The sequence below is a fragment of the Massilia sp. TSP1-1-2 genome (assembly GCF_049896185.1).
Classification (GTDB): Bacteria; Pseudomonadota; Gammaproteobacteria; order Burkholderiales; family Burkholderiaceae_D; genus Telluria_A.
The window spans coordinates 38,776-61,709 of the sequence record NZ_JAFCTU010000001.1; the positions used below are offsets into that span (position 1 = coordinate 38,776).

18 protein-coding genes are annotated in these 22,934 nt (G+C 64.2%); 7 read left to right on the forward strand and 11 right to left on the reverse strand.

Annotation, left to right across the window (positions count from 1 at the left end; all coding sequences use genetic code 11):
* Nucleotides 1-25: 25 nt before the first annotated feature.
* The 7 genes from ACP7BV_RS00175 to ACP7BV_RS00205 all read right to left on the reverse strand — a co-directional run bounded on the left by ACP7BV_RS00175 (nt 26) and on the right by ACP7BV_RS00205 (nt 8,031).
* Nucleotides 26-1,087 (reverse strand): asparaginase, encoded by a 1,062-nt coding sequence (locus ACP7BV_RS00175; RefSeq protein WP_426100273.1) that lies wholly within the window; start codon nt 1,085-1,087, stop codon nt 26-28.
* 132 nt (nt 1,088-1,219) lie between these two features.
* Nucleotides 1,220-2,548 carry an acetate kinase gene (locus ACP7BV_RS00180; protein WP_426100275.1) on the reverse strand — a complete coding sequence of 443 codons (1,329 nt, stop codon included), beginning with the start codon at nt 2,546-2,548 and terminating at the stop codon, nt 1,220-1,222.
* A gap of 491 nt (nt 2,549-3,039) precedes the next feature.
* Nucleotides 3,040-3,540, reverse strand: a complete 501-nt coding sequence (locus tag ACP7BV_RS00185; protein ID WP_426100277.1) for a hypothetical protein — start codon at nt 3,538-3,540, stop codon at nt 3,040-3,042.
* A gap of 11 nt (nt 3,541-3,551) precedes the next feature.
* On the reverse strand, nt 3,552-4,226 hold the full coding sequence (locus ACP7BV_RS00190) for a C39 family peptidase (protein ID WP_426100279.1): 675 nt from the start codon (nt 4,224-4,226) through the stop codon (nt 3,552-3,554).
* Nucleotides 4,227-4,294: 68 nt separating this feature from the next.
* A complete protein-coding gene (locus ACP7BV_RS00195; RefSeq protein ID WP_426100281.1) occupies nt 4,295-4,765 on the reverse strand; it encodes a hypothetical protein in 471 nt (156 codons plus the stop codon).
* 66 nt (nt 4,766-4,831) lie between these two features.
* Nucleotides 4,832-6,394, reverse strand: coding sequence for a hypothetical protein (locus tag ACP7BV_RS00200; RefSeq protein WP_426100283.1), 1,563 nt, complete (start codon nt 6,392-6,394; stop codon nt 4,832-4,834).
* 308 nt (nt 6,395-6,702) lie between these two features.
* Complete coding sequence (locus tag ACP7BV_RS00205; RefSeq protein ID WP_426100285.1) at nt 6,703-8,031, reverse strand: sigma-54 interaction domain-containing protein; 1,329 nt, start codon at nt 8,029-8,031, stop codon at nt 6,703-6,705.
* A 203-nt stretch (nt 8,032-8,234) separates the two neighbouring features.
* Between ACP7BV_RS00205 and ACP7BV_RS00210 the strand changes: the two genes are divergently transcribed.
* From ACP7BV_RS00210 to ACP7BV_RS00240, 7 genes are all read left to right on the forward strand, one after another.
* Nucleotides 8,235-9,758: a dipeptidase gene (locus ACP7BV_RS00210; RefSeq protein WP_426100287.1), complete on the forward strand. Its 1,524-nt coding sequence runs from the start codon at nt 8,235-8,237 to the stop codon at nt 9,756-9,758.
* A 495-nt stretch (nt 9,759-10,253) separates the two neighbouring features.
* Nucleotides 10,254-11,369, forward strand: coding sequence for a galactose-1-phosphate uridylyltransferase (galT, locus tag ACP7BV_RS00215; RefSeq protein ID WP_426100288.1), 1,116 nt, complete (start codon nt 10,254-10,256; stop codon nt 11,367-11,369).
* Nucleotides 11,366-12,463 (forward strand): galactokinase, encoded by a 1,098-nt coding sequence (gene galK / locus ACP7BV_RS00220; RefSeq protein WP_426100290.1) that lies wholly within the window; start codon nt 11,366-11,368, stop codon nt 12,461-12,463. The genes galT and galK overlap by 4 nt, the downstream gene beginning before the upstream one ends.
* The gene (locus ACP7BV_RS00225; RefSeq protein WP_426100292.1) at nt 12,456-14,252 is read left to right on the forward strand and encodes a glycoside hydrolase family 2 protein; all 1,797 of its coding nucleotides are present in this window, start codon (nt 12,456-12,458) and stop codon (nt 14,250-14,252) included. Before galK ends, ACP7BV_RS00225 begins: the two co-directional genes overlap by 8 nt.
* Before the next feature lie 128 nt (nt 14,253-14,380).
* A complete protein-coding gene (locus ACP7BV_RS00230; protein WP_426100294.1) occupies nt 14,381-17,002 on the forward strand; it encodes an NAD(P)-binding protein in 2,622 nt (873 codons plus the stop codon).
* A gap of 731 nt (nt 17,003-17,733) precedes the next feature.
* Nucleotides 17,734-18,060 (forward strand): hypothetical protein, encoded by a 327-nt coding sequence (locus ACP7BV_RS00235; protein WP_426100296.1) that lies wholly within the window; start codon nt 17,734-17,736, stop codon nt 18,058-18,060.
* Nucleotides 18,061-18,932: 872 nt separating this feature from the next.
* Complete coding sequence (locus ACP7BV_RS00240; protein ID WP_426100951.1) at nt 18,933-19,790, forward strand: TraB/GumN family protein; 858 nt, start codon at nt 18,933-18,935, stop codon at nt 19,788-19,790.
* A gap of 49 nt (nt 19,791-19,839) precedes the next feature.
* Here ACP7BV_RS00240 and ACP7BV_RS00245 read toward each other — a convergent pair whose 3' ends face one another.
* From ACP7BV_RS00245 to ACP7BV_RS00260, 4 genes are all read right to left on the reverse strand, one after another.
* A complete protein-coding gene (locus ACP7BV_RS00245) occupies nt 19,840-20,592 on the reverse strand; it encodes a hypothetical protein (RefSeq protein WP_426100298.1) in 753 nt (250 codons plus the stop codon).
* 386 nt (nt 20,593-20,978) lie between these two features.
* Nucleotides 20,979-21,380, reverse strand: a complete 402-nt coding sequence (locus tag ACP7BV_RS00250) for a VanZ family protein (RefSeq protein ID WP_426100300.1) — start codon at nt 21,378-21,380, stop codon at nt 20,979-20,981.
* A gap of 83 nt (nt 21,381-21,463) precedes the next feature.
* Nucleotides 21,464-21,787 carry a hypothetical protein gene (locus ACP7BV_RS00255; RefSeq protein WP_426100302.1) on the reverse strand — a complete coding sequence of 108 codons (324 nt, stop codon included), beginning with the start codon at nt 21,785-21,787 and terminating at the stop codon, nt 21,464-21,466.
* Between the two features lie 673 nt (nt 21,788-22,460).
* Complete coding sequence (locus ACP7BV_RS00260; protein ID WP_426100304.1) at nt 22,461-22,883, reverse strand: organic hydroperoxide resistance protein; 423 nt, start codon at nt 22,881-22,883, stop codon at nt 22,461-22,463.
* Between the last annotated feature and the right edge of the window lie 51 nt (nt 22,884-22,934).

The following is a 22,934-nucleotide window of genomic DNA, read 5'->3' on the forward strand; positions in this document are numbered from 1 at the left end:
CTTGAGCCGGGTTGCCGGCGGCGCTTCAGCCGGGACGGCGCAGCGTCAGCACGGAGCGGATGTCGCCTACGGTGAGTCCCCGCGCATTTTTCAACGGGGGCTGGCGATACTGTTCGAGCATGGCGCGCCGCGCATTGTCCAGTAAGCCGAGCTGGTCCAGGACACTGAAGGTCGCGGTGTGCAGTGCGCGCGCGGCGCCGTCGGCGATCTTGACGGCGATGCCCAAGCCGGCGGAACGGATGCCGATCGTCTGCACGCCATCGGCCCCAACCTTGCTGACCCAATCGCCGGCGCCCGCCTGCATATAAGCGTAGTCGCAGCGCTGCGCGCCCGACACCATGTGCGGATGGGCGGTCATGGCGTCGAACAAATCCCCCATCGCCGCGCCATGCTGCCGGTCGGCGGCGCCGCTGCCAAGACGCGCGAACAGGTGAGCCAGGCGGTCCAGCGGCAACGCGTAATTGGGCGCCGAACAGCCGTCAAGGCCGGTCGGCATGCTCGAGGCCGGCATGTTGACCGTGACCGCCAGCGTCCGACGGATTTCTTGTTGCAGTGCGTGGGCTGGATCGACATAGTCGCGGCCAGGCACGTCATGCAGACGGCACCAAGCCAAAAAGCCGCTGTGCTTGCCGGAACAATTGTGGTGCAGGGGGCGCCACGCATACGGGGGCGGGGCCTCGCCCACCGTGTCGTAGTAGAGCGGCGTGCCGCAACCGCACTCGAGGTGGTTTTCATCGAGGCCGATTTTGGCGAGAATCGCCTGGACGCCGGCCAGGTGCGATGGCTCGCCGGAATGGCTGGCGCACAGCAGCGCCAGTTCGGCGCTGTTCATGCCGAAGCGCGCGGGACCGTCGGCCAGCACGAAGGGAAGCGCCTGAAAAGGCTTGAGCGCGGAGCGGGTGAAGGTCAGGGCGCTTGGATCGCCAGCGTACCAGAGCAACTTGCCGTCGGTGTCGACCACGGCAACCGAACCCATGTGGATGTTTTCGACCAGGTAACCGTGTGCGCTAAAGGTGTCCCGCGCGTCCGGCGCGCCCGATAACGCCGATATGTCCGATAAACCGGATAAGCCTGAGATGTCTGACAAGTCCGATAAGCCCGATAGGCCCGATAAGCCCGATGCGGGATAGCCGCGCGTGGTGTGGACGAGGGGGACTGGATGCATGGCAAACCCGGATCATGTCAATGCCGTCCATGTTAGCGAGATTGGTGGACGGCGTCAAAACGTGGTGGGCATGCGCACCGTCAGCGTGACGTCGGGCGTGTCGCGCGTGAGGCCGGCGCCGACCGCCACGTTCAGGCTGCGCGTGTCGTTGATGCGGTAGGAAAAGCCCAGCAGCAGGGTGCCGAGCTGGGTGCGCACGGCGCCGGGAGAAACGATGCCGTTTTGCCGGGTGCGCCCGATCGAACTGTGATCGTAGCCGAGGCTGAAGGACGCCTTTTCATTCAGGCCCAGTCCCATGCCAAAATTGAAGCCGACAATATCGCCCGGTTTGATTTCGCCCAGGAACTCGCGTTCGCCTCCCAGTACGGTGCGGCTGACGTCGCTGCGCTTGAAGTTGTGCAAGTAGCTGACGCTGCCGAAAAACACGGCCGGATCGGATGGGAACAGCCATGTCAGGCCAGGCTGGATGGAAAAAAAGCCCGAGCCTGTCGGCAAGTCGAGCGGCAGACCGGTGCCGCTGGCATTTGGGCCGATGCAGCGCTGGACGCAATCGGTGATGACGCTGAACGGGTCGCGCCCGGTACGCGATTTGAAGCGCAGCGAACCCACATAATAGGCGCTGTCCGGGCCGCCGCTGTTGAGTTGATAACGCATGCCTACTTCCGCGTCGCCGATCCCTTTGCCACTGGTGCCGAACACGTTTTCAACGGCGGTGCCGGTAAAAATTTCGCGGCTCACGGTGGCGTCGGAGCGGTAGACATAGGGAATCTTGGCATCGATTTCCAGGCGGTTGGTCAGGCCTAGTCGTCCACTGAGAATGGCGGTGGTGGTATTGCGCTTGACTTCGCGCACGTCGACCAGGCCGATCAGCAAGGCGGGAATGATGGTGTAGCCAACCAGCGCCACCCGGTTGCTCGAGGAATAGCCAAACTGCACTGCCGGCTCGAAGATGAACTTGCCGGTGGGGGGCAGTACGCCGGGTTGCTCAAATAGCGGCGCGACTTCCGGCGGGCGGCCGCGGCTGGCCGGCGGCTTGCCGACCGGGCTGGATGCAGGCGTGGTGGGTGCAGGCGTGGTGGGAGCGGGCGCGGTGGGAGCGGGCGCGGTGGGCGCGGCTGCCGCGTCCACCGCCGCATAGCCGGTGCGGGGCGCAGGCCGCCTTGGCGCAGTGGCGGCGTCAGGGGACGCGCGCGCGCTGTCCTGGGCACCGGCGTTGGGCGTCGTGCCAGTCGCAGCCGCTGGCCGTACCGCGCGCCCGTCGGCGGCCGTTGCAGGCGTGGTCGTGGAGACGCCTGCGGGCGCAGTGGCGGGAACGTCGGCGAGGCTGCCAGAGGGCTCGGAAAGGGCGGCGTTGCCGGTGCCGCGTTTGGCGTCGAGTTGCACTGCTGTCAGGACTGGCGCGTTGAGGGATGCGGGGGCAAGCGGGCTGGCGAGGATCGGGCTGGCGACAAGCGGGCTGGCGGAAAGCGGGCTGGCGGAAAGTGGACTCGCGGAAAGTGGGCTCGCGGCAAGCGGGCTGACGGCAAGCGGGCGTGGGACTCGTGAAGGCCCAACTGGTGAAGGTAGAACTGGTGAAGGTAGAACTGGTGAAGGTAGAACAGGTGAAGGCGCAACTGGTGAAGGCGCAACTTGTGAGCGTGCGGCAAGAGGAGGGGCTTCAGGCGCAGACACGCGACGGGCCTCGGCGAGTTCGCGCGCAAGGGCGTCGATGAGCAGTCGCTGCTCGGCCAGCTGGCGCTGCAGGTCCGCAAGCTGAGCCTGTACGCCGGCTGCGACGGCTGGCCCCTGGCCATGTGCCATGGGGCTGCACAGGATGGCGGCGAGGCCAGCGCCGCGCACGCCGTGAACGAAAATGGATCGCATGCTTCCTCCGGTCAGCGGGGAACGACTGCTTGCGCGATCGCCTCACTGACGTTGCCGTTGAAATTGATTGTCTTTAATAAACCGATGCTGTTGACGGACGCGTTGATGATGGTCTTGCTGTCGATCCGCTGGTCGTTCAGGGTGTTCTGGATGACCATGCCGGACAGCGTGTCGTTGGAAAGCCCGGCCAGCATCATGTTGTCACCGCCGTTCTGGATCAGTTTGATTGCGGACAGGGTAGCGCCGGTTTGACGCGCCTGTTCGGCGTCGAGCCTGCCGATGTCGGCAATGTGGAAACTAGTGCGCGAAACCACGCTGCCGTTGATCGATACTAGGCGTTCGATACCAAGCGAGACGGTCAGTCCGCCGGCCGTGATAAAACCGCCGCGCGAGCGCTCAAGCGTGGCGCTGTCGACCGCGATCCAGCCGGCGGGCGCGGCCTGGGCCGCGGCCGTAACCGCCAGCAGGCAGGCCGCGCAAGCGCGCGAGATGAAGGTGAACATAATATGCATGGCCGCTCCTGTCAAAAGTCGCCCGGCCCGAGCTTGGGCAAGGGCAGTATCGCCGGTGATTCGCGCCCGACCACGGCGGCCAGCGGGGCAGCCGGCGCGGCGCGCCAGTCGGCCGGAATATTGAAGCTCGGCGCGTCCCGGTAGCCGTGCACGACAAACAGCAGCTTGCTGGTCCAGATGGCTTCGAACGCGGTGCGCGTCAGCGCACGGGCGCCGCTTGCGGGGTCGCCCAGCAATACGCGCCCGTCGGCCACGCCCTTGACGACCACGAAATGGCTGTAGCCCTTGTCAGAGACGAGCACGATGGCGGGCAATCCGGCGTCCACAAGTTTTTGCAGCGGCAGCTGGAAGCCGTCCGCGCGCAGTCCGCGCGAGGCAAGGAAGCGCTGCATGTCGAGCATGGAAAAACCTTCTTTGCGAATTTTGTCCTGGTCCCCCCGCAAATACATGGCCTCGAACACTTGCGCTTCGCTGACGGCTTGCCCGTAATGGTGGGTCAGCAGCGTGGCCAGTGCGGCCGACCCGCAACTGAAATCGTATTGCTGGCGCAGCGTGCTGCGGAAACGAATCTCCTTCAGGCTGCTGGCCGGTACGTTGAAGCGCGCGCCGGACACGGCGAGTTCCAGCGCCGAAGCGCTGTCAGGCGTGCTCAGCAATAACGCCGCGCCCGGCAGGATCAGTCGCATCAGGGGGCGCAGCGGTGTTCGCGTGGGTTTTCGCCGCAGCTCTGGCGGCATCGCTGGCATCACGAATCTCATTGATTTGCCCACCAATTCGCGCACAATGTCGCGCATCGTGCTTTGCCTAATTGCCGGAACTGCAGGTTGATGATCGTTGCGTTCTGGATCAGCACATTCGCACCGGAGTTTTGAATCACGATGGGAATGCCGGTCGCTCCCGCGAACGAGCTGGCCTGGATTGTGTTGGCGCCGGTGACGACGTTGCTGGCGCGGTTGCCCGTGACCGCGCCGCGCAGGTTGGCGCTAGTGGCCATGCCGTCGCTGCCGCCGCGCGAACTGTCCAGCCGGGCGGGGGCGGCGGCAAGGCCGAAGCCGGGTACATAGTCCGGCGCTGCACGAGGCGCCGCAGCCGCCGGCGCGCCGCTACGGGACGCTTGCGCGTTGGCCGCGTCGGCCGCGTTGGCTTGGGCTGCCTGCACGTGTGGCGTCAGCGCAAGCAGCGTTGCCAGCGCGCTGCTTGCGCATAAATGGGTGGTCGATAGCATCAAGCTCCTCCTTGCTGGCGTAGAAAAAGCCGGTGCGCCGGGCCAGCAGGCACACCGGCCCAAGACTTAGCGGCCCAGCGTCAGGTTGGACTGCACGTTCACGCTTTGCTGGATCAGCGACGAGAAGCCATTGTTCTGCACCACCGACATGATGCCGGCGGCCGACTGGCCAACATTGCTCATGGTGTTCGACATGTCGAAGGTGCCGGCATTGACAGTGGCACTGCCGCCATTGCCGCCGGTGCCGGCTGCGCCATTGCCGCCCGTGCCCGCGCCAGCCGTGTTGGTGCCGCCGTCGCCGCCCGCGCCGCCGGTATTGCCGCCGCCACCCAGGCCGCCGGCGCCACCGGCGCCGCCGCTATTGCCGCCGCCGCCCAGGCCGCCGGCGCCGCCAGCGCCGCCGCTGTTGCCGCCGCCGCCTGCGCCGCCCATGCCGCCCGTGCCGCCGCTGGCGTCACCGACCGTAGGCGAACCGTTGGTAGCGGCGCCGCCGGTGGCGCTGCCACCAGCCGCACCTGCGCCACCTGCGCCGCCGTCACCCACCGTGGCGCTGGCGCCGTTGCCTGCCGTGCTGGCAGGCGCCGCGCCGGCGCCGCCGGTGCCGGCCGTGGCCGTGCCGCCCATGGCCCCGGCGCCACCTGCGCCGGCGTCACCGACCGTGGTGTCGCCAGCTGTTGCGCTGGCGTCACCCGTGGTTGCCGCGCCGCCGCTGCTGCTGCCGGCCGGATCGGAGCCGGGCGTGCCGCCCGCGCCGCCAGTGCCGCTGTTGGCCGAGTCGGCGGTCGAGCCCAGCGCCAGGCCGCCTGCGCCGCCTCCGCCGCCGGCACCGCCATAACCGCCCGCTGCCGCGCCGCCACCGCCGCCGTTGCCGCCGGTCGCAGCGCCGCTGGCGCCGCCATTGCCGCCCGCCGCCAGCCCGCCGCTGCCGCCGACGCCGCCGTTGCCGCCGTCAGCGCCGAGCGCGCTGCCAGCTAACACGGCGCCATTGGCCGCGCTGCCGTTGGCGCCAGTGCCGCCCGCCGCGCCGCTGCCGCCGCTGCCGCCAGATGCGCCCGCACCGGCCCCGCCGAAGCCACCGGCGCCGCCGTAGCCGCCCGCGCCGGCCGCACCGTTGCCGCCATTGCCGCCGCTGGCCGCCGCGCCAGCGCCGCCCACGCTTGAAGCGCTGCCGCCGCTGCCGGCGGCGCCGGCGCCGCCGGTGCCGGTCCCGCCATTGCTGTTACCGGCGAAGTTGGCGGTATTGCCGATATTGGTGATCGCGTTGCCCGTCACGGTGCCCACCAGCGAGCTGCTGGCGATGGCGGTGGTGGTGTTGAAAGCGTTTGAAAAGTTGGACGTTGCGGTGGCGCCATTGTTGGCTGCCGCCGCGCCCGTGCCCGCGCCCAGGGCGTCGCCAACGCTGTTGTTCTTGCCCGTGCTTTTGTCGTTGCCGGAGTCGGTCACCTGCATCGCCAGCGATTGTTCGTTCGCCTGCGGCGCGTCGCCTCCTTGCGTGGTGCTGGTGGTCGCGGTCTGGTTCATTTCGCCGCCGCTGCTGCCGGACGGGTTGGTAGCGGTATTGGCGGGATTGGCGAACGCGTTCATGCTGAACGCCATGGCGATCGCTGCGGCCAGGATAGTTTGTTTCATGAAGAACCCCTTTTTGTTGGTGAAATGTGTATGGTGAAATGCACCGGACTTGCGCAGCCCGGCCCAGTACCTAGTGCAAAGTTGGTGCCATGGCCGCGCCGCCGGCGCCAAGTCGTTGAAAGCAAACGAGCTTTTAAGCTGTTCTCCGGCGCGTGCAGGGCCCGTGCCCGCGCTTACGCCTGAAACCGGTCGGACAGTGTCACGCTGGTGCGACAGGGGCACTTGGCCGCCGGCGTGGCGCACCCTGCTGTACGGGGCGACGGGGGACGCGGCAGCCAGTCCCGGCGTTTGTCGCACGGTTGTGACAGTCATGGAGCGTCGGGCGCGATGCCGTGCTTGGCCATCTGGCGATACAGCGTCATGCGCGATATGGCCAGCTCGCGGGCAGCATGTGTCACGTTGCCACCGCTACGCTCGAGGCTGGCAAGAATGGCGGCGCGTTCGGCCAGGCTGCGCGAGTCGCCGAGCTGGACCGCGTCGGGTACGCCCGCCTGCGGCCCCGGCAGCCCGAGGTCGTGCGGACCGATCAGGCGTCCTTCGGCCAGCACCAGCGCACGCCGTACCCGATTGATCAGTTCGCGCACGTTGCCGGGCCAATCGTGCTCGCACAGGGCGCGCCGGGCGGCCGCGCTGAAGCCCTTCAGGCGCGGCGGCTTGTCGATCGCGTAGGCATGGAAGAACTGTTCAGCCAGCGCGACCAGGTCGTCGCGCCGCTCGCGCAGCGGGGGCACCGTCAGCGGCAGCACGTTGAGCCGGTAATACAGGTCTTCGCGGAATTGTCCGGCCAGCACTGCCTGCTGCAGATTGACGTGCGAGGCGGCAACCACGCGCACGTCGATGGCGATCGAGCGGGTCGAGCCGATACGATAAATGGTTTTTTCCTGTAAAAAGCGCAGCAAGTTCGATTGCAAGTCTTTGGGCAGGTCGGCGATTTCGTCAAGGAAGACAGTGCCGCCGCCGGCCGACTCGATCAGGCCGACCTTGTCGCGCGCGGCGCCGGTAAAGGCGCCGCGCGCATGGCCGAACAGTTCGGACTGGATCAGGGCGGCGGGAATGGCGCCGCAGTTGATCGGCACGAACGGCGCACCGGCGCGCGCCGATGCGCTGTGGATGGCCTGGGCCGCCAGTTCCTTGCCGCTGCCGCTTTCGCCCCAGATCAGCACCGGGGCGTCGGCCCCGGCGATCTTGCGGATCTGGACACGCAAGCGGGTGATGGCGGCGCTGGCCCCGGTCAGGGCCATGGGCCCGACGTGCGGCGCGGGCGCGGCAGAATGCAGCAGCGCCAACCCATGCGCATGGCCAAGGATGTGGCGCAGGCGCGGCGGATCGAGCGGCAGCGTGTGATAGTCGTACAAGTGCTCGGCGGCCAGTTCGCAAAAGCCACTTTGGCGTACCGTGGCGGCGTCAGCCACGCCCACCCACTGCACTTGCCAGTGGTGGCGCAGGAAACGGTCGATGGCGGCCAGGCCAGGCGCACCACCCTGGCGCGGCAGGAACAGCAAGCCGGTGAGAACGACGTTGGTGCGCAGTAACCGGGCAGCTTCGGCCAAGGTGGCGGCGGCGTGCAACTCCCAGTCGGGCAGCAGCGCGCAGCAGCCGTGCTCATCGCCAACGCAAAGTAATTTTCTGTTTGCCATGAAATCCCCCGGACGCGCGGAAGCGGCGCGCCCGCCAGCGTCAAGTGGTTCGATCAATCACGCCGAGCTTGGTTCGACGCGGGCACTTGACGCAGGTTCAGCTATCCGGGGGCGCCTGGGGTGGCGCGGCACCGCGCGGCAGCCAGGCCAAATGGTGCTAGACTTGTCCGTCAGAAATTACACACTCGACAAAGCGACCATTCATGCGTGAATACATCACCGTTTGCGCCACCGTTGCCAGCTTGCTGCTCGGTTTTGCCCAGGGCGCGAATGCGGCCCCCCACAAGCCGGGCCCGGCCGCGATCGGGGCGGCCCGGCATGCCGTGCGCGCTTATGGCGGCGCCGTCATTGACAGCCTGGCGGCGATGGTCAGTTTCAACACCGTGGCCGACAAGGACGTGCCATTCGAGCGCAATGCGCAGCACCTGGGCTTCAAGCACTATCTGAAGGAGCATGCGGCGCGTCTGGGCCTGGACTATGTTGATTACGGCTACGTGGTGGTCATCGGGCTGGGCCAGTCGAGCGAGCGGGTCGGCATTATCACGCACGGCGACGTGCAGCCGGTCGATCCGTCCAAATGGAAACAGTCGCCATTCCTGCTGGACCGAACCAGCGAACCCGGACGCCTGGTCGGGCGCGGCACCGAGGATGACAAAGGACCAATCGCCACCGCCATGTATGCGATGAAGGCGATCAAGGACCAGAAACTGGCCCTGTCGAAACGGCTCGAACTGTATGTCTACATGGCCGAGGAATCGGACTGGGCGCCGCTTGAAGCGTTTCTCAAGACGCATGTGCCGCCGCAAATGAACATCACCATCGATGCAGAGTATCCGGTCGTCATCGCCGAGAAAGGCTGGGGCGCCGTCAGCGTGACGCTGCCAGCCAGGCCGGGGCCGACCAATGCTCCCGATGCTCCCTTTATCAGCGGGTTTACGGGCGGCTTTTTCGGCAGCCAGATTCCCGAGGACGCGAGCGCGACCATCGAGCATGCCACGCCGGCGCTCGAAGCGCAGGTCAGATCGCGCGCGGCGCGCCAGCAGGGGATGCGCTACAGCTATGCCTGGCACGGCACGCAGCTGGGCATCAAGGCGCGCGGCGTCTCGGCCCATTCCTCCAAGCCCGAAGATGGCGTGAATGCAATCAGCATGCTCGCTGACGCGCTCAAGGTCCAGAATTGGCCCGACAACCAGGCGGGCGCGCTGGTCAATTTCCTCAACGACATGATCGGCATCGGGATCTACGGCGAACGTTTTGGCACGATCGCTTATCGCGACGCCTTCATGGGGCCGATGACGTTTGCGCCCACGGTGATCAAGCAGGCAGGCGACGGTTTGCAGTTGAGCATCAACCTGCGGCGGCCGCGCGGCAAGAGCGGCGCGCAACTCGAGTCGGAAGTGCGGGCGGCGCTCGACGCGTGGCAGAAGCGGCATGTAGCGCTGGACGAGATCAAAATACAGCTGAGCGATCCGTGGATCCAGGACGATGCGCCGCAGGTGCCCACCCTGCTGTCGGTGTTTTCCTACTATACCGGAGTCAAGCATGTGCAAGCCGTGGCGGTAGGGGGATCTACCAATGCCCGCCTGTTTCCGCATGCCGTCAGCTTCGGTCCCGGCATGCCGGGCAAGGTGTATTCAGGGCACTCCGAGCACGAATTCATCAGCACCGAACAGTTGCTGCTAAATTTGCAGATGTACACGGCGGCCATGGCCGAACTGGCCAAGTAGGACCACCCTGCGGGGCTCGGCGCCCTGCTGCGCTCCCGGAAATCGGGGCTCAGCTTGACACGGGGCGTTGTCGTCAACGGCGCCCATCAAAAATTTCCATCCGCCAGTGTCGGGCCATCACGCGTCAAGCGATGTGCCCGGCCGAGCTATGCTACGGCCTGCCATCAATAACCGGCTCGCACAGCCGTCAGGCGCGCGCTGCGGCGACCCGTCTGCCGCGATCCTCCAGTAAGAACGCCTCTTTTTTCTGTAGGTGGGCGCCTACATTATGTAACCTTGATTACAGTGAAACCGCTGCCTCCCTTACCTCCCCGCTATGGGAGAAAAAGGACGATGTCGTCGCGCATTTACCGGCGGTCACAAGCTCTTTTCGGCAAGAAATTGACTGCCCAAAAGGCCCGAAATCGGGCTGAAAACCGCGTGATAGCATCCCTCCCTTTGACGCGACTGCACCTGTTGTTCGCGCTGGCAACGTTAATGCTGGATAGATGATTTATGCACAGCCTCGACCTGATCAAGCCCGACGGGCGCAACATGACCTTGTACAGCAACCGGCCCATTTCGCCCGGCCTGAGTGCGCCTAGTCCCTTCCCGGAGCCGCAACATGCCGATCCGCACCTGCGCTGGCATCCGCTGCGCGGCGAATGGGTCACGTACGCGGCATACCGCCAGAACCGCACGTACCAGCCGCCACCGGAGTACAACCCGCTCGCGCCCATGCGCGACGCGGACCATCCCACGGAAATGCCGGCCGGCGACTACGAGATTGCCGTCTTCGACAACCGTTTCCCTTCGCTTGCGCTGAACGCGAGCGCGGCGCCGGCGCTGACGGTGCCAACCGCGCCGGGGCACGGGCATTGCGAAGTAGTCGTTTTCACCCAGGATGCGCTCTCGTCGCTGGGCGCGCTGCCGCTCTCGCGCATCGACCTGCTGCTGCAGGTGTGGGGTGAGCGCAGCGTGCGGCTGGGCGCCTTGCCCGGCATCGCATACGTGCTGCCGTTTGAAAACCGCGGCGCCGAGGTTGGCGTTACCTTGCACCATCCGCACGGCCAGATTTACGCCTATCCCGTGGTGCCGCCGGTGCCGGCGCGCATGCTGGCACAAGAGCGCGACTATTACGACAAACACGCCAGCAGCCTGCTGTGCGACATGGCGCGCGATGAGGCGGCCAGCGGCGAGCGCGTGCTGTACGTGGGCGAGCATGCGATCGCCTTCGTGCCCGCTTGCGCGCGCTACCCGTTCGAGGTCTGGGTGATGCCGCGCGCACCCACGCGCGACTTCGCCGCCCTGACAATGGCGCAGCGTAGCGACCTGGCGCGCGCCCTCAAGACCGTGCTGCTCAAATACGAACATCTGTGGGACCGCCCCTTTCCCTACCTGATGGCCTGGTACCAGGCGCCCACCGACGGCGCCGCGCACCCGGAAACCCAGCTGCATGCGCAGTTTTATCCGCCCTTTCGCACGCGCGAGCGCCTTAAGTTCCTGGCCGGTACCGAACTGGGAGCGGGCATGTTCGCCATGGATGTGCTGCCCGAAACGACTGCCTTGGCATTGCAGCAGGTAAAGGTGCTGTTCGACGTGACAGGTGCTGTGCAGGTGCAAGCATCATGAGCGCGCTGTCGATGGAACGGTTTTTCGGCGGTGCGCCACAGGTCCATGAGTCCGCGCCCGGGCGCGTCAACCTGCTCGGCGAGCATACCGACTACAACGACGGCTACATGCTGCCGGTGGCCACGCCCCAGCGCACCGAAGTGGCGCTGGCGGCCAGCCGCGACGGCCATTTCAATCTGTATTCGGCCACGCTTGATGCAAGCGTGCGCTTCGCCCCGGCCGAGGCGGCGCCGCCCGGCTTTGCCAGCTATATCGAAGGTTGCATCCGCATGGTCGAGGCCGAAGGTTTCAGCGTGCCGCCGCTGCGCGTGTATGTCAGCACCGCGCTGCCGGTCGGTGCCGGGCTGTCCTCGAGCGCGGCGCTGGAAGTGGCCATGCTGCGCGCGCTGCGCACGCTGCTCGCGCTGCCATTCGACGATGTGGCGCTGGCGCGCATGGCGCAACGGGCGGAGATTGCGTATGCCAAGGTCAATTGCGGCATCATGGACCAAATGGCCGCCAGCCTGGCCGACACCGGCCACATGCTGTTCATCGACGCGCGCACGCTAAGCTACCAGCTGTGCGAGATTCCCACCGACAGCGAAATGATCGTTGTCGACTCCGGTGTCCCGCGCAGCTTGGCGGCAAGCAAGTACAACGAGCGGCGCGCGGAATGCGACGAGGCGGCGCGCCGGCTGGGCGTGCCGACGCTGCGCGACGTGGCCGACCCGGACAGCGTCGAGGCGCTGCCGGCGCCGCTGCGCCAGCGCGCGCGTCACGTGGTGCGCGAAAACGCGCGGGTGCTCGAAGCGGTCGGCGGAGTCGGCGCGCGCCGTTTCGGTGAGCTGATGAACGAATCGCACGCCAGCCTGCGCGACGACTATGAAGTGTCGATTCCCGCGCTCGACTATCTGACCGATTATTTGCGCGTACAGCCCGATGTCTACGGCGCGCGCCTGACCGGCGCCGGTTTTGGCGGCGCCTGCGTGGCGCTGTGCCGCAAAGGGGCAGCCGCGCGCGCTGGCGCCGCCGCGCTGGCGCGCTTCAATGCTGGCGGCATGCAGGGCAGCCTGCTGATTCCGGTGCTTTCCCGCAGCGAGGACAACAATGAGTGATTTTGAGTATCCGCGCCCGCAGCTCGTGCGTGACCATTGGGTGAGCCTGAACGGTCCCTGGAAATTCGTGTTCGACGACGAGCGGCGCTTCAGGTTTCCGAATGGCGCGACCGAATGGACCGACACGATCGAGGTGCCTTTCCCGCCCGAAGCGAGCGCCAGCGGCATCGGCGACACGGGCTTTCATACGGTTTGCTGGTACGAACGGGAGTTCGAGTGCCTGCCCACTGCCGGCCACACGATCCTGCATTTCGGCGCCGTCGACTATCGCGCGCGGGTCTGGGTCAACCAATGCCTGGTGGCCGAGCACGAGGGCGGACATACACCGTTTGCGGCCAACATCAGCTGTGCGCTCAAGGCAGACGGCAAGCAAGTGGTGACGGTCTGCGCCGAGGACGACCCGCACGACCTTGCCAAGCCGCGCGGCAAGCAAGACTGGTTGCTCGAGCCGCACTCGATCTGGTATCCGCGCACCACGGGGATCTGGCAAAGCGTGTGGCTCGAGCAGGTAGCATCGACCTACATCCAGAGCTTGCGCTGGACCCCTATCTTTGAAACGTACGAAATCGGCTGCGAGATTGTCGCTACCGGCGACATTATCGAGGACCTGTTTGTCGAAGTAAAAATCTGGCATGGCGACAACCTGCTGGCCGACGACCATTACAAACTGCTGGGACACGAAGCGAACCGCAAGATTGCCCTGTCCGACCCCGGCATCGACGACTCGCGCAACGAACTGCTGTGGAGCCCCGAGCGGCCCACGCTGCTTGACGCCGAAATCACGCTGCATCACGAGGGTGTGGTGCTCGACACGGTCCATTCGTACACCGCGCTGCGCTCGGTGGCGATCAACCGCGACCGGTTCATGCTCAACGGACGCGCCTACGCCTTGCGTCTGGTGCTTGACCAAGGTTACTGGCCCGACACCTTGATGACCGCACCGTCCGACGCCGCCCTCAAGCGCGACGTCGAACTGGCCAAGGCGATGGGCTTTAACGGGGTGCGCAAGCACCAGAAAATTGAAGACCCGCGTTACCTGTACTGGGCCGACCGGCTCGGCCTGCTGGTGTGGGAGGAAATGCCGTCGGCCTACCGCTTCAGTCCCAAGGCCATCACGCGCATGGTGCGCGAGTGGACCGAGGCGATCGAACGCGACTACAGTCATCCATGCATCATCGTCTGGGTTGCCTTCAACGAATCGTGGGGCGTGCCCAATCTGACGCTGACCCAGGCGCACCGCAACGCGGTCGAAGCGCTGTATCACCTGACGCGCATGCTCGACGCCACCCGGCCCGTGATCGGCAATGATGGCTGGGAGGCGTCGGCCACTGACATCCTCGGCATCCACGACTACGATTGCAATCCTGAAAAAATCGCGGCGCGCTACACCACGACCGAGCCCACCCGCACGCTGTTCGACCAGCGCCGTCCCGGGGGGCGCATTCTGACCCTGGACGGCTTTCCGCACCGCGGACAGCCGATCGTGCTGACCGAATTCGGCGGTATCGCCTTCGACCAGGGCGCGCCCGTGGGGGGCAAGAAAACCTGGGGCTATTCGCGCGCGCACGATGCCGACAGCTTTATCGACCTGTACCGGCGCCTGCTGGCCGTGGTCAACACGACGACCATGTTCAGCGGCTTTTGCTACACCCAGTTCAGCGACACGTTCCAGGAGGCGAACGGCCTGTTGCGCGCTGACCGCACGCCCAAGGTGCCGCTCGAGATGATCTGCGCTGCAACACGCAACGACGCCAAGGAGGAAGAAGAAGGCCACCCGGGGATGATCTAGCCGCCACCACCACCACGCCTGCGACGAACTGTCCCGGGGCAGCGCGCCCGGGACAATGTGCCGGCAGGCTGTAGCACGACCAACTATTTTGTCAACGACACGCCCGGCACGGGCGACAAGGAGCCAACATGCCAACCATCATCGTTTTCTGCCACTTGCGCTGGGATTTCGTCTACCAGCGCCCGCAACAGCTACTCTCGCGGCTGGCACTGCACTACCGCATCCTCTTCATCGAGGAGCCGGTCCACGATGGCGGCGACAGTTTCATAGAACAGTCCCATCCAGCTCCCAACGTGACCGTCTGCCGTCCCCACACCCCTTTGCACGCAAGCGGCTTTCACGACGACCAGATTCCGCTGCTGCGTCCCTTGCTCGGCACACTGTTGCCGCCCGGCGAGCGCCCCATTGCCTGGTTCTACACGCCCATGGCGCTGCCGCTGCTGCAGGAACTCGACCCGAGCCTGGTGGTTTACGACTGCATGGACGAACTGGCGGCCTTCAAGAACTCGCCCAAGCAATTGTTGCAGCGCGAGTCAGCGTTGCTGAACCTGGCCGACCTGGTCTTTGCGGGCGGGCCGAGCCTGTACCAGGCCAAGCGCGAACGGCATGCCAATGTCCATTGCTTTCCCAGCAGCGTTGATGTGCGCCACTTCGAACGGGCGCTTGAGCGGGGCGGCAGCCATCCTGAGCAGCACGCGCTGGCCCGGCCGCGGTTGGGGTTTTACGGCGTCATCGACGAACGTTTCGACTGCGCCTTGATCGCCGAGCTGGCCGACGCCCACCCCGACTGGCAGGTGGTGCTGGTCGGGCCGGTGCTCAAGATCAATCCGGCAAGCTTGCCGCAGCGCCCCAACATTCATTACTTCGGCCAACGCACCTATGAGGAATTGCCTGCCTTCCTGGCCGGGTGGGACGTCTGCCTGCTGCCGTTCGCTTTGAACGATGCGACGCGTTTTATCAGCCCGACCAAGGTGCTGGAATATATGGCTGCCGAATTGCCCATCGTCAGCACAGCGATCACCGATGTCGCACAGCCGTACGGACACATCGTTGCCATCGCCAGCGATGAGCCCGGCTTTATCGCTGCGTGTGAAGCAGCGCTGGACATGGGCGCCGACGCGCATGTGGCGATGCTCGCGCAGATGCGCGCGACCGTGGCGGCGACGTCGTGGGACATTACTGCCGACGCGATGCGCTTGCTCATAGCCGCCGCGCCGGTACGCTGCGGCGCACCGCGATTCGCGCCGCCCAAAAGCGCAGGTGTCGGCGCCGACAGCGGCGGCAAGGTCAACCCGCTGCGTTCACAAAGCGGGGCGCAAAAGGTGCACAGCGTCATCATTGGCGCGGGCCCCACGGGGCTGTCGGCCGCCTACCACCTGGGCAAGGGCGCGTTACTGCTGGAGAAAAATGCCAGCGTGGGGGGCTGGTGCCGCTCGATCGACGACCATGGCTTCACGTTCGACTACGCCGGGCACATCATGTTCTCGAATGACCCCTACGTGCTGCAGATGTACGAATTGCTGCTGGGGCCGAACCTGCACTGGCAAAACCGCGAAGCCTGGGTCTACAGCAAGCAGGTCTATACGCGTTACCCGTTCCAGGGCGCACTGTACGGGCTACCGCCGAAGGTCATCACCGAATGTATCGTGGGTGCGATCGAGGCCCGCTTCGGCAGCATGGCCGGCGCCGACAACACTGCGCAGTGTGCCGTCAAACCGCTGGACGATTGCTGTGCCGATGGTACGGCAGAGGTCGCCAATACGGCCAGCTTTGCTCCCCGCAAGCGCGAGATGCAGAACTTCGAGGAATTCATCTACAAGGTGTGGGGCAGCGGCATTGCGAAGCATTTCGCCATTCCTTACAACAAGAAATTGTGGACGGTGCCCCTGTCCGAAATGGAAACATCTTGGCTGGGCGGGCGTGTGCCGCTCCCCGACCTGGAAGACATCATCGAAGGCGCGCTCGAATCAGTGGGTAAACCCCTGGGGCCGAATGCGCGCTTCGGCTATCCGCTTACCGGTGGCTTCCAGGCGCTGATGTCGGGCTTCTTACCCCATATCAAGGGTCGCATCGAAATGAACGCGTCGGCGGCCCAGTTGCTGCCGCGCGAACACGTGCTGGTGATGGCAGACGGAAGCCGCTACCGCTACGATCACCTGGTCAGTACGATGCCCTTGCCTGAACTGATCAAGCTGATTGGGGCCGAGGCGCCGGAAGAGGTGCGTGCGGCGGCCAACGGGCTGCGGCACATATCCGTTCGCTGCGTGAACCTGGGGGTAGGGCGCGAAAATCTCACGGACAAGCATTGGATCTACTATCCCGAAGACACCATTTTTCACCGCATCTTCGTGCAAGGGAACGCCAGCCCGCACTGTAATCCTCCGGGCGGCTTTGGGCTGACCTGCGAGATTTCCTATTCGCCGTGGAAACCCTTGCCGCTGGACGGACAGGCGCTGATTGAGCGCTGCATTGCTGACTGCGTCAAGGTCGGGATGCTGCAACCGGACGACCGCATGCTGACGGCCAACCTGGTAGATATGCCTTATGCCTACGTCATTTACGACCAGGCGCGCGCAGCCAATGTGGCCACGGTAAAGGACTGGCTCGCGCGCTACGATATCGTGTTGGCTGGACGCTATAGCGAGTGGGAGTATTACAATTCCGATCATGCATTCTTAGCGGGGAAAAAAGCGGCCGAGGCAGTGTTGCGGCTGCGAGCCGACGCGGCCCAGATCGTCAGTTCAGACTGAGCCGGTACCGGCATGTGGGGCGGAGCGCTCTGCAGGGCCATCCGTTGCACGGTCCGGCGCTGCCCTGTCCCGATTGCGGCGCTTCGCGTAACGTCATTGTCGCGTTGGCCGGCGTCACCGCTACCTGCTGGCGCGGGGCTGCGCTGCTCGTGCCTGGCGCAAGCTGGTAGTTCAAGCCGGACAGTGAAACCGGCTAGTCGATGCGTGACGTTATCGAATCGGGGCGAGCGCGCCTTTTGCGCTGCGGTAGAGGACCCTGCTGCCCGTTCGTGGGCCTGTAGGCCGTTGGTCCGCAGGCCGATCCAGCATTCACGATAGTCCTGGCTCTGGCGTGCGCAGCAGGCAGGATCACAATGATCAATCGAGCGCTGCGTTGGCCTGGGCAATACGCGGACTCGACAATCGACAACTGGCGCGTTGCGTTGGCTTGCGCAACATGCCAATGCCGACAATTATCAGCGAAAGCGCCCTGCACAGGCGTGCCCAGCATGTCCACCTCGACAAAGGTGAGCCGGGGGTCGCGTGCGCAACATGCGACCTCGACAATTTCGAGCTTAGCGCGCTGCACGAGCGTGCGCAGCATGCCGGCCGCGACAAAGGTAAGTCAGTGCGCTGCACTGGCGTGCGAAGCACGACTACCTCGACAAAGGTGAGTCATTGCGCTGCACTGGCGTGCGCAGCATGTGACCTCGAAAATTTCGAGCTAAGCGCGCTGCACTGGCGTGCGCAGCATGCCGACCTCAACAAAGGTGAGTCAGTGCGCCGCACTGGCGTACGCAGCATGCGACCTCGACAACTTCGACCTTAGCGCGCTGCATTGGCGTACGCAACATGCAGACCTGGACGAATGTGAGCAGCACGACCTCGAAAAATCTGAGCGGGGCGCTGCCTGGCATGCGCCACATGCGGACCTCGACACATATGAGCTTGAGCGCTGCGCTGGCGCGCAGCATACCGACCTCAATAATTGGTATCGGCTGCACTGGCTTGCGCAGCATGCCGACCTTGATAAATATGGCCAGCGCGTCGCACTGACGTGTACAGCACGTCGACCTTGATAAATAAGAGCGAGTGCGCTGCGCTTGCGTGCGCCGTATGCCAGCCTCGAAAAATACGAGCTAGTGTCTGCAAGTCCATTAGGTAAATATCCTGAAAATCTCGCGATAATGCTCGCACAGCTTCGGCTTTGTCCCGCTTTTGTTCCTTGTCTATCGGCGACTTCGGAGCATTTATATGTAACGAGATTTCAATTTATGACACTAGCGCCTGCACTGTCCGACGCGGCATGCTGACTTGGACAAATATTCGCTATCGCACTGCCTGGCCTGCGCAGCATGCCGACCTCGAGACGATTTACGATTTGGTGCGTTTTGCACCCAAGTAACCGCACTGCGCACTGCGGCACTTCAGGCTGAACCGGCGCGCAAGAGATGGCGTCAGGCAATGGCAGCGTTGCGCCGCCGCCAGGAATTTTTTGAGGTCAGTTGACACGGGTTCGGCGCTTGATCCCATCGCTTGCATGTCTCGTCGCTCGCTTGTCTCGTCGCTGCGAGTAAGTGCTGCGCGTAAGGGCTGCGGCGTGCTCGCCGCTTGAATCAGCACACCCTCGGACAAACCCATCCATCGGGAAGTTTCGGAACAGACACACTGGCCGTGCATGCCAGATCCGCACCTCGCCAGCGTCGTTTTTTTGTACGTTAATTACTCTCAAGATCGCCATCCGGAAATTTTTCCTGGAAACATGATCCGTGCGGACACAGCCTGACATACTATCGTTACCTTGTCGTGTTCTGTCCCCTAGGAAAGTTTAATGTTGCCGAAATTGGTACGGCGCTGCTTGTGCAGCGCTGTTGTGCTTAGTTTACTATCCGCAGCCTCGGCGCGTGTCTGGGCGGTTGACGTGTCGCCAAGCCCCTTGGTCCAGGGAACAGTGCGGGCGAAGGCTCAACTGTCGCCAGCGCCAGCGAAACGTCATGGCATCTTGTATAAAGTCAGCCGCGACGGTCAAGCGGCCTATCTGTTTGGTACCATTCACGTGGGAGCTGCTTCCTTTTACCCTCTCGCGCCCGAAGTAAGCGACGCACTCGGCGCTTCCAGCGCGCTGGTGCTCGAACTTGACACAAATGCTGAGCTGGCGTACGCACATGCCGTGCTGGCGCACGGCAGTTATAGCTCGGGCGGGCAAATTCAGAATTTTATAGCGCCGGCGACACTCGCGCTCCTTACCCAGGCCTTGCACACGCTCGGCATCACGGTTGCCAGCGTGCAGCATTTGAAGCCGTGGCTTATCGCGAACATTCTGATGGGCCTGGAGCTGCAGCGCAGCGGCTATGAGCGTACGCAAGGCAATGAAGCGGTTTTGCTGGTGCTGGCGCAGGCGCAGGGAAAGCGCGTTACCGAACTCGAAAGCGCAGACTACCAGCTCGCGCTGTTCGACACCTTGAGCGCGGCGCAGGCGGAACGCTACCTGCTCGAAAGCCTGCGCGATCTATCCGACGGCAGCACGCTGCGCAAGGCCCGGGCAACGATCAACGCATGGGTGTCAGGCGACACCGCAGCGCTGGAGGCATTGGTACCGGACGCCGTCGGTGGCAACAGCATGATGTCGGAGTTCACACGGCGCGTGCTGCTGGGCCAGCGCAATCCTGAGATGGCTTCTGGCATCGAGCGCATATTACAAGGCGGGAAAACGGCATTCGTCGGCGTCGGCTTGTTGCACTTGCTCGGCGACGATGGCTTGCCGCAACTGCTTTCGCAGCGCGGCTACCGCGTAGAACGCGTTTTCTGATTGGCGGGCAACCCGATGGCTTGGCCGGCGTGCCGTCCTGGCCGCTTTTTCAGCGGGCGATGGCGCCGCTGCTCACGCGCACCCGGTCGCCGGTGCTAAAGGTAGGTGCCCACTCCTGCGTGATGACCTGGCTGCGGCCGTCGTCGCCGCGCAGCGTGACGCGATAGACGCGGTCGCCCGTGCCTGCGCCGCCAGCGCCGGTGCTGGTAGCGCCGCCTACGGCTGCGCCCGCAACCGTGCCCGCACCGGTCGCGCCACTGCCGGCCTGACGTTGCACGACTTCAATGCTGGTCACGGTGCTATTGGGCGCTGCGCTCGCTGCGCCAGTGGCACTGCCTGACTGGCCTGCAGCCCCGGTGGCCGTGCTTGCCTGCCCGCTACCTCCCGTAGCCGTGCTGCCGCCGGTCCCACTGGCGCCCATGCTGGCGCTGGTCCCGGCACTGCCGGTGCCGCTGCTGGCGGTGCCGCTCGTGCTACCGGTGCCGCTGGTGCTATCGGTGCTGCCGGTGCCGCTGGTGCCGCTGGTGCCGCTGGTGCCGCCGACTGTCGCCGGGTCGGTGCTGGCGGTTGTGCCGCTGCTTGTTGTTCCGCTGCCGGCCGTGGTGCCGCTGCCGGCCGTGCCGCTGCCATAGCTACCGGTGCCGGCGGTGTCGCTGCCGGTGCTGCCACCGGTGCCCATGGACGAGGCGCCGCCGGCGCTTCTGCTGGCGCTGTCGCTTCCGCTCATGCCGGTGGAACTACATGCCGCAAGTACCATTGCCAGCAAGCCTGCCAAGAGCACGCTCTGTTCATTACGCTTCATGATCAACTCCTTTGTTTGGGTGTTTTGCGTGTGTGTGCGTGACAATGCCGCGTGCCACTGGGGTAAGAGGCTCGATATTGAACAACGTTCCACTGAAATAGGCTGTTGCATGAGGTGCATCAAGCAAGGTGATGCTTTACTTGTCGGACAAACATTTGATAATTCGCAAACCGCTCATCGGTTCGTTAAGGAATAATTCCTAACCGAAACTTTTGGAGTCGACTCTCATGTATTCAAGCCCCTTGGACAGCCTGATCGAAGCATTGGTGGAGTCGATACAAGCGGACGCGGCTGCAATCCGTGAACGCTACGTGCTGCGCCAAGCTCTGCACGCACTGGTGCGCCAGGCGCAGGTCGAACAGCAGGCACAGGCGCGTGGTACTGGACTACGGGTGGCGCGACGCGACGGGTTCGGGCATAAAGCGCCACAGCAACCCTGCCATCACTGACGCGGCGCAGCAATCAACCAGCCAGTCGCGCGTCGAGGCGGTGCGGTAGGGAAGAAACGATTGCACGAACTCGTCAAGGGCTCCCATCAGCGCCACTGTCAGCACAGCGCGGATGGCGCGCTGGCTGCGGCTGCCTGTGGAACCCGTGTACAGAAGAAAGGTGAGGCTGCCGTAGGCGAGGCTGTGCAAGACGACGCCGGAGCCGAACTCGCCGATTTCGGCACGCGCGCCGGGAATCGACCCCATGACGAGAATGGCGGAAAACATCAGGAAGGCGCCGTAAAAGCGCCGGCGACGCAGGCGCTCGTCAAGCACGAGCAGGGAAACGAAGGAGAACATGGAAACGGCGATCGCTGAAATACGCAACCATAGCATGTTGCGCGCGCCCGCGTCGCGTCCGCCCCGCCTGCCTCAAAATCGGCTCAGATCGTCAGGGCAGAAGACCCATTGACGTAATGGGCGTCGAAACAGCACAGGCAACCGGCGCAAAACAGGTGTGCCACGCGCACGCGACGCTGGCGCAGCACCAGCTTCAGGTGCGCGGTGCGGCAGTTGGGGCAGGTTTCACGCACGGTGCCGAAGGTGATCAGTTCGACCTTGTCGTCCGGTTCAAGGTGGTCGATCACCTGCTCAGGGTCGAGCTCGCTTAAGACCAGATGCTCGTCCATTCCGTGCCGATGGCGCCGTCCGACGTCGGCCTGTTGGGGCTTTTCCCTTGTTTCTGCTTCGAGAACGTATTGACTCATTCGAAAACTCCGCTTGGCGTTGTGTGAAGAGGCTCTAAATTTTACGAGGGATATTCATCCTAGTAGAAAGCTACGGGTCGTCAAGTGCACACGGCCACTTTCTTCTGCTTTTCTCGAACTGATCAACTTGGTGCGCGGAGGGGGAAAATGCCCGCTTGCGGTGCAGGCGGAAACCCAGGGTCCGGGCAGAGGCTTGAAATTGGGATTGGTGTGCCGCCTTACGGCAAGCACACCTGGCCGGGCGTCACGCATATCGGTTGCATGTACTGGCGGCTATCAATGAGTATAGGAGCGCTATATGACTGAGCTATGACATAGCTCAATGTTGCTGACGTTTTACCGAACGATTTTCTGACGCCGACGTCTCAAAAAAAAAAGCCCGCTGGTGAAAGCGGGCTTAAAACTATCTTCTTGGAGGAGGAATAGTGGAGACAAGGCACTATTATGGTGCGTCTTAAATCATATGTCTAATTGCCATTACTCATATCAGATATTCAAAAACGAAATAACTTAGGGAGGCACTGATTTATTCTGGCGAATGGAATCGGTCACGCAAAAAGTGCCCGGTAAGGCGCAACACCGCAGACATGCCGGGGCATGGCGAGGATTTGCAACGCAGCTGGGCGCTTTTTTCGTGCGCCGAGTCCGCCGTCAAGAATTAATCAGTGCTTCCTTAGGTGTTCAGCGTGATGACGACCTCGATATTGCCGCGCGTCGCGTTCGAGTAAGGGCACACCTGGTGCGCCTTGTCGATGACTGCCTGGGCTGCGGCTTGGTCCATGCCGGGCGTATTGACGGCCAGCTTGGCGTTCAGTCCAAACCCACCTTGGTCATTCTTGCCTATGCCGATCGCCGCGTCGACGCTGGCATCGGCCGGGATCGGCGTTTTCATCAAGCCACCGACCATTTTCATGGCTGACAAAAAGCAGGCGGCATAGCCGGCCGCGAACAATTGTTCAGGATTGGTGCCGGCGCCACCGGCGCCGCCCAATTCCTTCGGGGTCGACAGCACAACGTCGAGCGCCTGGTCGCTGGAAACGCCACGGCCTTCGCGGCCACCGGTAGCTGTTGCGTTTGCTGTGTAAAGTACTTGCATGAATGACTCCTTGGAATGGGTGGGCGGCAGACTGTGCCGATACGAACGAAT